General features: G+C 74.1%; 10 protein-coding genes. 4 read left to right on the top strand and 6 right to left on the bottom strand.

The window, feature by feature from the left end:
• Positions 1–39 precede the first annotated feature (39 nt).
• From rsmG to ABD308_RS08495, 4 genes are all read left to right on the top strand, one after another.
• Complete coding sequence (gene rsmG, locus ABD308_RS08510) at positions 40–762, top strand: 16S rRNA (guanine(527)-N(7))-methyltransferase RsmG (RefSeq protein WP_344330109.1); 723 nt, start codon at positions 40–42, stop codon at positions 760–762.
• A gap of 148 nt (positions 763–910) precedes the next feature.
• Positions 911–1,987 (top strand): ParA family protein, encoded by a 1,077-nt coding sequence (locus tag ABD308_RS08505; protein WP_425554723.1) that lies wholly within the window; start codon positions 911–913, stop codon positions 1,985–1,987.
• A complete protein-coding gene (locus tag ABD308_RS08500) occupies positions 1,984–3,063 on the top strand; it encodes a ParB/RepB/Spo0J family partition protein (protein WP_344330067.1) in 1,080 nt (359 codons plus the stop codon). Before ABD308_RS08505 ends, ABD308_RS08500 begins: the two co-directional genes overlap by 4 nt.
• A 142-nt stretch (positions 3,064–3,205) precedes the next feature.
• A complete protein-coding gene (locus tag ABD308_RS08495; RefSeq protein WP_344330057.1) occupies positions 3,206–3,823 on the top strand; it encodes a GNAT family N-acetyltransferase in 618 nt (205 codons plus the stop codon).
• Positions 3,824–3,917: 94 nt separating this feature from the next.
• Here the strand turns inward: ABD308_RS08495 and trxA are convergent, their stop codons facing one another.
• From trxA to murJ, 6 genes are all read right to left on the bottom strand, one after another.
• Complete coding sequence (gene trxA / locus ABD308_RS08490) at positions 3,918–4,244, bottom strand: thioredoxin (RefSeq protein ID WP_344330044.1); 327 nt, start codon at positions 4,242–4,244, stop codon at positions 3,918–3,920.
• Between the two features lie 134 nt (positions 4,245–4,378).
• Positions 4,379–5,344, bottom strand: coding sequence for a thioredoxin-disulfide reductase (trxB, locus tag ABD308_RS08485; RefSeq protein ID WP_344330032.1), 966 nt, complete (start codon positions 5,342–5,344; stop codon positions 4,379–4,381).
• A 173-nt stretch (positions 5,345–5,517) separates the two neighbouring features.
• Positions 5,518–6,447, bottom strand: coding sequence for a hypothetical protein (locus ABD308_RS08480; protein WP_344330029.1), 930 nt, complete (start codon positions 6,445–6,447; stop codon positions 5,518–5,520).
• Complete coding sequence (sigM, locus tag ABD308_RS08475; RefSeq protein WP_425554722.1) at positions 6,444–7,181, bottom strand: RNA polymerase sigma factor SigM; 738 nt, start codon at positions 7,179–7,181, stop codon at positions 6,444–6,446. The genes ABD308_RS08480 and sigM overlap by 4 nt, the downstream gene beginning before the upstream one ends.
• Before the next feature lie 37 nt (positions 7,182–7,218).
• The gene (locus tag ABD308_RS08470; RefSeq protein ID WP_344330025.1) at positions 7,219–9,198 is read right to left on the bottom strand and encodes a protein kinase family protein; all 1,980 of its coding nucleotides are present in this window, start codon (positions 9,196–9,198) and stop codon (positions 7,219–7,221) included.
• 209 nt (positions 9,199–9,407) lie between these two features.
• Positions 9,408–11,705 (bottom strand): murein biosynthesis integral membrane protein MurJ (gene murJ, locus ABD308_RS08465; RefSeq protein ID WP_425554721.1); only part of this gene is annotated, 2,298 nt, incomplete at its 5' end.

Below are 11,705 nucleotides of genomic sequence, written 5' to 3'. Positions count from 1 at the left end.
CGTAGGCCGCCGGGCGCACCGCCGCCCGCGCCGCCGGCCGTGGCCCGGGAGGTCTTCGGCGAGCGGTTCGACGCCGCGGTCCGCTACACCGAGCTGCTGGCCACCGCGGGGGTGACCCGGGGGCTGATCGGCCCGCGTGAGGTGCCCCGGCTCTGGGACCGCCACGTGTTGAACTGCGCCGTCCTCGCCGAGTTGCTGCCGGGCGGGACGACGCTCTGCGACGTCGGCTCCGGTGCCGGTCTGCCCGGCATCCCGGTGGCGCTGGCGCGGCCGGACGTCTCGGTGACCCTGCTGGAGCCGCTGCTGCGCCGCACCACCTTCCTGGAGGAGGTGGTCCGCGAGCTCGGGCTGGAGAACGTCACCGTGCTGCGCGGCCGGGCCGAGGAGATGGTCGGCAAGCTGGCGGTGGACGTGGTGACCGCGCGGGCGGTGGCGCCGCTGGAGCGGTTGGCCGGCTGGGGGCTGCCGCTGCTGCGCCCGCACGGCCAGATGCTGGCGCTCAAGGGCGACAGCGCGGAGCAGGAGCTGGCCGACTCCCGGGCCGGGCTGGCGAAGCTCGGCGCGGTGGAGTGGTCGGTGACCGCGGTCGGCGAGGGCACCCTGGAGACCTCGACCCGGGTGGTCCAGGTCAAGGTGGGGGAGAGCCCCGGTGGCGTGAAGGCGGCGACCCGCCGGGCCAGGGCCGCCGCCAAGGCCGGCCGGGCCGGCAGCCCGGTCCGCGGCGGGGACCGGGGCCGCAGCCCCCGGCGGCGCGGCCGCTGAGCCGGGGACGTGAGGCCCGCCACGGGCGGGGAGGTCGAACGGCCTCCCCGCCCGTGGCGTTTTCGGCTTCCGGATGACCGCCCGGCGGACGGAAGACCGACATCCGGTCACCGGAGTGTCGCATCGTCAGAATTCCGACATTGCGGGCATGGTGTTTCACGTGAAACGTCGCTCTCTCCTCTCGGGAATCCTCTCGCGCAGCCGGGCGGCGACTGTTGCCGCTCCGGTTTCACGTGAAACACTGAGCCCCATGCAGGACTCGGAGACCATCGACCAGATCGATGACACGCCCATTGCGCGTGCTGCCCAGGCTGCGGTCCAGGCCATCGGCCGAGCGGGCGAAGGTCTGCCCCGCCCCGTGGCCACCCGGGTGATGGTGGTGGCCAACCAGAAGGGCGGGGTGGGCAAGACCACCACCACCGTCAACCTCGCCGCCTCGCTGGCCATGCACGGCCTGCGCGTGCTGGTGATCGACCTCGACCCGCAGGGCAACGCCTCGACCGCGCTCGGCATCGACCACCACGCCGAGGTGCCCTCGATCTACGAGGTCCTGGTGGAGGGCAAGCCGCTGGCCGACGTGGTGCAGCCGGTGGTCGAGGTGGAGGGGCTGTTCTGCGTGCCCGCCACCATCGACCTGGCCGGTGCCGAGATCGAGCTGGTGTCGCTGGTGGCCCGGGAGAGCCGGCTGCAGCGCGCCATCGCCGCCTACGAGCAGCCGCTGGACTACATCCTGATCGACTGTCCGCCCTCGCTGGGCCTGTTGACGGTCAACGCCCTGGTCGCCGGCCAGGAGGTGCTGATTCCGATCCAGTGCGAGTACTACGCGCTGGAGGGCCTCGGCCAGCTGCGGCACAACGTCGACCTGGTCCGGACGCACCTCAACCCGGTGCTGCACGTCTCCACCATCCTGCTCACCATGTACGACGCCCGGACCAGGCTGGCCGCCCAGGTGGCGGAGGAGGTCCGGACGCACTTCCCGCAGGAGGTCCTGCACACCGCGATCCCGCGCTCGGTCCGCATCTCGGAGGCGCCCAGCTACGGTCAGACGGTGCTCACCTACGACCCGGGCTCCACCGGCGCGCTCTCCTACCTGGAGGCCGCCCGGGAGCTGGCGCTGCGGGCGGTGTCCGCGGGGGCCGGCGGCTCGTTGGTGGGGCAGCAGCGGGACGGTTCGGGGCAGGGCGCCCCGGGGGCACAGCACGGTACGACGGAGGACAATCGGTGAGTGGTCGCAGGGGTCTTGGACGAGGGCTGGGGGCGCTGATCGGCCCCGCCGCCCCGGCGGGCGGTGGAGCCGGTACCGGCGCCGCGGCACAGCCGGCGGCGGCCCCGGTGGCCTCGCCCGGGGCGGTCTCGCCGACCGCGGTGCCGGTGCTGCCGTCCGGCCGGGGGACGCTGGCGGCCAAGGCCGCCGCGGAGAGCCTGCGGGAGCAGGCCGCCGAGGCGGAGCTCGCGCGGGTGGCCGGCGCCTACTTCGCCGAGCTGCCGCTGGACGCGATCACCCCGAACCCGCGCCAGCCGCGCGAGGTGTTCGACGAGGACAAGCTGGCCGAGCTGGTCGCCTCGATCAAGGAGGTGGGCCTGCTCCAGCCGGTGGTGGTGCGCCAGGCGGCGCCCGGCCGCTTCGAGCTCATCATGGGCGAGCGGCGCTGGCGGGCCTCCCGGGAGGCCGGTCTGGAGCAGATCCCGGCGATCGTCCGGGCCACCGAGGACGACAAGCTGCTGCTGGACGCCCTGCTGGAGAACCTGCACCGGGCCGAGCTCAACCCGCTGGAGGAGGCGGCCGCCTACGACCAGCTGCTGCGGGACTTCTCCTGCACCCATGACGAGCTGGCGGACCGGATCGGGCGCTCGCGCTCGCACGTGTCCAACACCCTGCGGCTGCTGAAGCTGTCGCCGACGGTCCAGCGGCGGGTGGCCGCCGGGGTGCTGACGGCCGGCCACGCCCGGGCGCTGCTCGGGGCCCCGGACACCGAGCGGCAGGAGGAGCTGGCCAAGCGGATCGTCACCGAGGGGCTCTCGGTGCGGACCACCGAGGAGATCGTCGCGCTGATGCAGCGCGAGGAGAAGCCCAAGCGGCCGTCCCCCAAGGCGGGCAAGATCCTCTCGCCGGCCTTCAACGACCTGGCGAGCCGGCTCTCCGACCGCTTCGACACCCGGGTGAAGGTCGAGGTCTCGCAGCGGGGCGGCAAGCTCGGCAAGGGCAAGGTCGTCCTGGAGTTCGGCTCGGTGGAGGACCTCAACCGGATCCTGGACAGCATGGCGCCCGGCGATGACGGGCTGCGGCTGTCGCAAGGCTGAGCCGGTCGAGCCGGTCGGGCCGGACCGACGGTGCGGTGGCGATGGGTGCATGTTCCGCGTGAGCGTTGTTTCACGTGAAACATGCACCCGTCGGCGTTCGGGGGGAATGCTCGATTGTGGAGTGGACGAGGAGGTGCGGGGCATGGGACGCCGGATCGTTCCGCTGACGCTGGACAACCTCGCGGACCTGCCGTCGACCTGCCGCTCCTGTGTGTTCTGGGAGCTGGACCCGGTCAGCGGCCGGGCGGCGGTCGAGTCCGGCAAGCCCGAGCTGGAGAAGGAGGGGTGGATCTCCGCGGTCCTGCTGGAGTGGGGCTCCTGCGGCCGGGTGGTCTACGTGGACGACCGGCCGGCCGGCTTCGTGCTCTACGCCCCGCCCGCGTACGTGCCGCGGGCGCAGTCCTTCCCGACCAGTCCGGTCTCCTCGGACGCCGTGCAGCTGATGGTCAGCCGGGTGCTGCCGGGTTTCCAGCGGCAGGGGATCGGACGGGTGCTGGTGCAGACGGTGGCCAAGGACCTGCTGGGCCGGGGGTTCCGGGCGATCGAGGCGTTCGGGGCGGTGGGGCGGCAGCCGGTGAGCTGCGTGCTGCCGGCCGAGCACCTGCTGGCGGTGGGCTTCAAGACGGTCCGCCCGCACCACCGCTATCCGCGGCTGCGGCTGGAGGCGCGCACCACGCTCTCCTGGCGCGGGGACGTCGAGGGGGCGCTGGAGCGGCTGCTGGGCGGCGGGCGGAAGGAACCGGCGCTGCGGCCGTTCTGAGCGCGGCCGCTCCCGCGAGCGGTGGGTGACGACGGACGAGGGCGGGGCTCCCGGTGGGGAGCCCCGCCCTCGCGGCGTCCTGGGGGGACGGACCTCAGATCAGGCCGTCCAGCTCGCGCAGCAGCGCGGCCTTCGGACGGGCACCGGTGATCTGCTTCACCGGCTCGCCGTTCTTGAAGAGGATCAGGGTCGGGATGGAGATGACGTTGTACGCCGCGGCGGTCTGCTGGTTGGCGTCGACGTCGAGCTTGGCGATGGTGAGCTTGTCACCCTCCTCGGAGGCGATGTCCTCCAGGACCGGGGCCACCTGGCGGCACGGGCCGCACCATTCGGCCCAGAAGTCGACGAGGACGGGCTTGTCGCTCTTGAGGACGTCGGCATCGAACGTCGCATCGGTCACGGTGGTGGTGGCGCCGGCCACGATCACTCCTAAGGGTCAAACGGGGGGAGGGGCTGCCAGGTCTACAACGCCGCGCGGGGCGGATCTGTTTCGACCCGGCGGGGTGGGTGTGTTTCACGTGGAACACACCCACCCGGACGGTGGATCCGGTGGGGTCAGACCGCGACGGTGGCGGCCTGGGCCTCCAGGTCGGCCAGCGAGGCCAGGTAGCGCTCGGCGTCCAGGGCGGCGGAGCAGCCGGTGCCGGAGGCGGTGATGGCCTGGCGGTAGGTGTGGTCGACGACGTCGCCGGCGGCGAAGACACCCGGGATGTTGGTGCGGGTGGAGGGGGCCTCGACCTTGAGGTAGCCCTCGGCGTCGAGGTCCAGCTGGCCCTTGAAGAGCTCGGTGCGCGGGTCGTGGCCGATGGCGATGAACAGGCCGGTGACCGGGAGCTCGCGGGTCTCGCCGGTAGTGGTGTCGCGCAGGGTGACACCGGTCAGCTTGGGGTCGCCGTGGATCGCCTCGACCGCGCTGTCCCACTCGAAGCTGATCTTCTCGTCGGCGAAGGCGCGCTCCTGCATCGCCTTGGAGGCGCGCAGGGTGTCCCGGCGGTGGATGACCTTGACGCTGCGGGCGAAGCGGGAGAGGAAGGTCGCCTCCTCCAGGGCGGTGTCGCCGCCGCCGACCACCGCGATGTCCTGGTCGCGGAAGAAGAAGCCGTCGCAGGTGGCGCACCAGGAGACACCGCGGCCGGAGAGCTGGTCCTCGTTCGGCAGGCCGAGCTTGCGGTGCTGGGAGCCGGTGGTGACGATCACCGCGCGGGCCTTGTGGACGTTGCCCTCGGAGTCGGTGACGGTCTTGACGTCACCGGTGAGGTCCACGGCGACGATGTCGTCGGGGATCAGCTCGGCGCCGAAGCGCTCGGCCTGCGCCCGCATGTTGTCCATCAGCTCCGGGCCCATGATGCCGTCCCGGAAGCCCGGGAAGTTCTCGACCTCGGTGGTGTTCATCAGCGCACCACCGGCGGTGACGGCTCCCTCGAAGACCAGCGGATTGAGGGAGGCACGGGCCGTGTAGAGCGCAGCCGTGTAGCCGGCCGGGCCGGAACCGATGATGATCACGTTACGGACGTCGCTCACTGCATCTCCTGGTTCGCATCGCGACCCGCGTTTGCTGCGGGGAGGGCGGTCCTGCTCCGCCGCCCGGGACAACGACTGACCAGTGTCTCGCATTCCCAGGAGGATCAGAACCAGGTGCCCGCACTCTGGGAGTGTCGTGCGGCCGATGGCATGGATCGTGCGGGAACCATCGGTCAGCCGGCTGCGACGGTGCGGTGCAGCAGGAGTCGGCAGTCCGGGGAGCGGAGGTAGACGTCGACCTGGTCGGAGCGGCCGGGCAGGGCGTAGACGAGGAGCTCGGCGGGGGCGCCGGCGTAGCTGCCGAGGTCGGTGGCCAGCAGGGCGGCGGTGCTGGGCGGCGGACAGGCCGGGGTGGCGCGGGCGCCGCCGGTCAGGCCCTGGCCGCCCTCGGCGGGCGGTACGGCGGTCACGCCGGAGCCGTCCGAGCCGTCCGAGGGGTCGGCGGCGCCGGCGCCGGCGGAGGGCTTGACGGGCAGCCGGGGCCGGTCGGGCCGTTCGGCGGTCGCGCCAGCGAGCAGCTTCCGGACCTGGGCGGCGAGCTGCTCCTCCTGGTAGACGGTGGCGCCCGGGGAACGGTCGGCCTTGGCGGCGACCGTGCCCCGGGCGTCGTCCCGCTGCTGGGAGGAGCCGGGCAGGGCCAGGAAGGCCCCGCCGAGTCCGAGGGCGAGCAGGGCGGCGGCCGAGCCCAGCACCAGGGTGCGACGGCGCCGGGGGTGGGCGGTGCGGCCCGGCCCGGTGGCGGCGGCCGGGCGGGCGTGCGGAGCGTTCGGCGGGGCGGTCGGTGAGGCCTTGGACGGGGCCTCGGACGGGACGGCCGGCGGGGCCGGGGCGGTTGCGGGGGCGTCCTGGGCCGCGGCCGCGAGGGCGGCGTCGAGCCGGGCGGCGACATCGGCCGGCATGGCCGGGGGCTCGGCGCCGGCGAGCAGCGTGCGCACCTCGGCGAGCGCCTCGACGGTCTCCCGGCACTCGGCGCAGCCGGTCAGGTGCCGCCGGAGCGCGTCGGCGTCGGCCGGGGCGAGCAGGTCCTCGGCGAGGTCGGCCAGCTCGTCGACCTCGGGGTGCGAGCCCGCGGCGGGGTCGGGGGAGGAGAGGGGCGCCGTCATCGCGTGCTCGCGTCTCCTTCCAGAATCGGCCGGGCCGGATCGGGGGCTGTCCCTGTGACGGTACGGGGCCCCGGTGGGTTCCCGGTCGGGCGGGCGGCCCCGGACGCGGGCGGTGTTTCACGTGAAACACCGCCCGCCGTGGGAGCGGCCTCCTCGCGCAGGTGCCGGACGAGCGGCAGCAGCCGGGCCCGGCCGCGGGCGCAACGGCTCTTCACCGTGCCGACCGGCACCCCCAGCAGTTCGGCGGCCTCGGCGACGGGGTAGCCCTGCATGTCCACCAGGACGAGCGCGGCCCGCTGCTCCGCGGGCAGTTCGGCGAGGGCGGCGGTCAGCTCGCGGTGCACCTCGGCGCGGACCACCGGGGTGTCGGCCGGCTCGTGCGAGCCGACCAGGGCGTCCAGTCGTCCCGGGTCGTCGTCGAGCGGCCTGGTCCGGCGGGTGGCGGTGCGCCGGGCGCGGTCCAGGCAGGCGTTGACCACGATCCGGTGCAGCCAGGTGGTGACGGCCGAGCGGCCCTGGAAGGTGTGGGCCGATCGGAAGGCGGAGACCAGGGCGTCCTGCAGGGCGTCGGCGGCCTCCTCGCGGTCGCCGAGGGTGCGCAGGGCGACCGCCCAGAGCCGGTCGCGGTGGCGGTTCACCAGCCGGCCGAAGGCCTCCCCGTCACCCGCGACGTGGCGGGCGAGCAGCGCCGCGTCGTCGTCGGCGCGCTCCGGTCCGTCGTCCGCCACGTCCACCCCTCGCCGTCCACGCCCCGTCACCTCGGCCCGCGGGTCAGCCGAACACCTTCACGTCGGCGATGTGTCCCTGGTACTGACCCCCGTGCTGGGTGTTCTCCGGGTTCTTGGTCAGGCTGGTCAGCCAGATCAAGAGATAGCGGGTGGTGACCGGGCTGTCCAGGTTGTAGGAGAGGCTGGTGCCGGTCTCCTTGCCGAGGACGGTGAAGTCCTTCGGCTTGGCCGCCGTCGGGTTGCCGACGCCCTTGCCCGGCATCCTCAGCTCGGCCGTGGCGGGGGTGCCGAGCTTGACGTTCACGCTGGAGACGGTCTGCACCGTGCCGAGGTCGAGCAGCAGGCCGGTGCCCTCCTTGGTCTTCGGTCCGAAGGGGTCGCCGTACCAGTTGGTGGTCCACTCGCTGTTCGGATCGGCGTCGAAAGCCTTGTCCAGGACGAACGTGCCCTCGGGGCCGCCGCCCAGCGGGTTGTAGGAGATCGCCTGGGTGACCGGGACCGCCACCGGGTCGTGGGTCGGCGTGTGGGAGGTGGGGGCGGCGCTGGTGCCGCTCGGCTGGGGGGACGCGGCGGCCGAGCTCCCCGAGCGCAGGTTGTCCACCAGTTGCCAGGAGGCCACGCCGATGGCGCCGAGGGCGACCGTCCAGGCGGTCACCTTGACCACCCGGCGCAGCCGCCGCCCGGCGTTCCGCACCGGGGCCGTCACCGGGGTGGGCGCGGTCCCGGGGGCGGCGACCACCCGGGTCGGGTTGGGCGCGGTCGGCAGGGCGTGGGTGTTGTGGCGCGGCGGGTTGGTGAAGACCGGCAGTTCGGGTTCGGGCCGGCGGATGCGCGGCATCAGCGCGATCGCCCGGGCGAGCCCCTCGGGGGTGGTGATCGGCTCGGCGTGGTGCGGCGGGTGGTCGCACAGGGCGCGGGCGGCCAGGTCGGACAGACCCTTGTGGACGCCGGCGCGGACCTGGTCGGGGGCCACCTCGCCGAGGTTCCTGGGCAGGCCCTGGAGGTCGTAGCGGTCCTCGGGGGAGGGCCAGCGGTGGGTGAGCGCGGCGAACAGCAGGGCGCCGATGGCCCGGGTGTCGGTGCGCTCGGCGTCCTCGTCGGCGCCCTCGGCGGGCAGGCCGCGCAGGGCGGCGTCCACCGCGATGCCGTTGATCCGGTACTGGCCGCTGTCGGTGCGCAGCACGCAGCGCGGGGTGAGCCGCAGATGGGCCTGGCCGCGCCGGTGGGCGGCGGCCACCGCGTCGGTGACCTGGCGGGCCATCTGGTACGCCTCGTGCGGCTCCATCGGGCCGTCGGCGAGCAGCTTGGCGAGGTCGGAGGCGTGCGGCAGCCACTCGCGCACGACGTAGACCAGCTCGCCCTCCTGAACGGCGTCCAGGACCTGCACGAAGCGCGGGTCGCCGAGCAGGGCGGCCGACTTGGCGGCGGCCAGGACCTTGCGGGCGCGCTGGTGGCCGGCGGCCATCAGGTGGACGCCGACGGCGCGGCGCAGCTTCTCGTCGACGGCGCGCCAGCTGCTGAAGGTCTCGGTGGAGGAGATGCACTCCTCCAGCCGGTAGCGGTTGCCGATCATGTCGCCGCTGTGCCGCAGCGGGGCGGGGAGGGTCTGCGGCAGGGTGGCGGTGTCCCGGGGGTCGTGGGTGGGCTGCGGGTCCCGGGGCGGGCGCTTGGCGGCGGGGCGGTCGGCCTTCGCGGCGGCCTCGGCCCGGCGGGCGGCGTCGCCGGCGGCCAGTTCGGCGGCGATCTCGGTGGCCGACAGCGGGGCGGTGATCTCCGAGGTCTCCTCGCTCCCGGCCGGGGCGTTCCCGGGGGCGCCGTCGTCCTCGGCGTCGGTGGCGTCGGCGGCTGAGGCCGCGTCCTTCCCGCGGTCCTTCCCGCCGTCCTTCTTGGCGTCCTTCCCGGCGGCCGCGGTGGGCCGGGCCGTGCCGTCGGCGAGTTCGTCGATCGCCGCGGCCAGCGCGGCCTCGTCCGCCGCTCCGTCAGCTGCTGACGTGTCGACGACCGCCTTGGTGCCATCAGCCACCGTGGTCCAGCCTCCCCTTGTGTCGCCCCGGGCCTAGAGAGAGTCGTTGGAGCGCTTCGGCCGGTGGCCCCGGTGCTCCAGGACAATTGTGCCCACTGTTCTCCACCGGGTACGACCGCCGAAAGGTCCCGGCGGTTGCCTGATGGTGGAGAGATGTGGTGCGGATCGGGANNNNGACGGTCCGGGGCGCGCGGCGGCCCGATGCCGGATCAGCGGCCCAGTCGGCCGCGCACCATACCCAGCATGGCGTTCAGCTCCTCGATCCGCAGCCGCTTGGCGATCAGCACGAAGACGGCGAGCTGGAGTCCGCCGGCCAGCAGGACGGTCAGCACGGCCCCGGCCCAGCCGCCGACTACCCGGGTGACCGCCAGGCTGGCGCCCAGGCCCACCAGGGCCGCGGGCACCGAGGCGGTGGCGAGCCGGGAGTAGGTCTTGCCGATCCGCTTGGTGTCCAGGCCGCCGACCCGCTTCTTCAGCTTGGGCACCGCGACCGTCACTCCGACGGCGTACGCGAGGCCGTAGCCGAGCGCCATTCCGGTGACCGTCCACTCGGCGGGCAGCAGCAGCCAGCAGAGCAGCGAGAAGCAGGCCTGGCAGGCGGCCACCCAGACGGTGTTGGAGAACGGCGTACGGGTGTCCTCGTAGGCGTAGAAGCCGCGGAGCATCACGTACTGCGCCGAGTAGGGGATCAGGCCCAGGGCGAAGGCGGAGAGCATCAGGCCGACGTTGCGGGCGTTCTCCAGGGCGACGTCGCCGCCGCCCACCGCGTAGATGGACTGGCCGATGGCCGGGCCGAGCGAGAGGAAGAGGAACGCCGCCGGGACCACCGCGACGGCCGTGGTGCGCAGCCCGTAGGAGAGGTCGTCGCGGACGGCGCCGGCGTCCTCGTCGGCGGCCGCGCGGGCCAGCCGGGGCAGCACCGCGCTCATGATCGAGACGGTGATGACGGCCTGCGGGAGCTGCCAGATCAGCAGGGCGTTGGAGAAGGCCGCGAGGCCGACACCGCCGTGGCCGTCGTCCGCGGCGGCGCTGCCGGCGGCGGTGGCCAGCTGGGTGATGACCAGGTAGCCGGCCTGGTTGGCGAGGACGAAGAAGAACGTCCACTTGGCCAGCCGGGCCGCCTTGCCCAGGCCGTGGCCGCGCCAGTCGAAGCGCGGGCGGAAGGAGAAGCCGACCGCCCGCAGGTACGGGATCATCGCCAGCGCCTGCACGGCGAGGCCCACCAGGGTGCCGATGCCGAGCAGTCGGACGCCCTCGGGGGTGATGGTCTCCGGCTTGACGTGGGTGGCGTCGAAGCCGCCGTACACCCAGATGTAGGCGCCGAAGGTGAAGATCACCACGATGTTGTTGAGGACCGGGGTCCACATCATCGCGCCGAACCGGCCGCGGGCGTTGAGGATCTGGCCCATCACCACGTGGATGCCCATGAAGAAGATGGTCGGCAGGCAGTACCTGGCCAGGGCGACCGTGGCGTCCGCGCTGGCCGCGTTCTCCATCATCGGATGGGCGATCAGCTGGACGAGCAGTGGTGCCCCGAGCACGGCCAGGAAGACCACGCCGGCCAGACCGACCATCACCAGGGTGAGCAGCCGGTTGGCGTAGGCGGTGCCGCCGTCCGCGTCGTTCTTCATGCTGCGCACCAGCTGCGGCACGAAGACGGAGTTCAGCGCGCCGCCGCCGATCAGGATGTAGAGCAGGGTCGGCAGGGTGTTGGCCGCGTTGTAGGAGTCGCCCATCACGGCGATGCCGATCGCGCCGGCGATCACCATGGTGCGCAGGAAGCCGGTGCCCCGGGAGACCAGGGTGCCGGCCGCCATGATCGCACTGGAGTTCAGCAGCGAGGCGACCTTGCCGCCGGAGGTCCTCCCGGCGCTCTCCTGCGGGGTCGCGGGGGCGGACCGCTCCTCGGCCGCGACGTCGGCGGGCGGCTCCGCCACGGGCGGCAGCCGCACCGCGGCCACCTGCAGGGTGGCCTCGTCCTGGGCGAGCGGCGGGTCGAACTCGATCGGCGGGACGAAGGGGCGGTGCCCGTCCGGGCCTTGGCCGCCGGGGCCGGGCCCGTACGGGTGCTGCGGAGCGGGCTGCCCCGGGTACCCGCCGGCCGGGGGGAACGGCGCGGGCGCGACGGGCGGGACCGGCGCCACGGGCGGCTGGGCGGCCGCCGGCTGCTGGAGGGGGGCCTGCTGGGCCGGCGGGCGGGGCGCCTGGGCGGTCGCCTGGTTCCCGCCGAACAGCCCGTCCACCCCCACGTACTCGGTGGACTCGGAGTCCCAGGCGGAGTGCGCCGGGCCGGGCTGCCACTGCGGCTGGCCGTCCCAGCCCTGGGCCGGGGCGGGCGGAGCCACCGGCGCGGCGGCCTGCTGCGGCGGGGCGTCCCGCCAGGCGGCCTGCGCCGGGGTGTCCCAGCCGGGCTGCATCGGCGGCACCGGCGGGGAGAACGGCGTCGGCGGCACCGGCGCCGGGTAGTCGCCGACCTGCGGCGGCAGCTGCGGCGGCACGTCGTACGC

The organism is Kitasatospora putterlickiae (assembly GCF_039527695.1).
In the GTDB taxonomy this organism is placed as follows: Bacteria; Actinomycetota; Actinomycetes; order Streptomycetales; family Streptomycetaceae; genus Kitasatospora; species Kitasatospora putterlickiae.
Note: the sequence above shows the minus strand (reverse complement) of the source record. Positions and strands in the feature narration are given on the sequence as shown.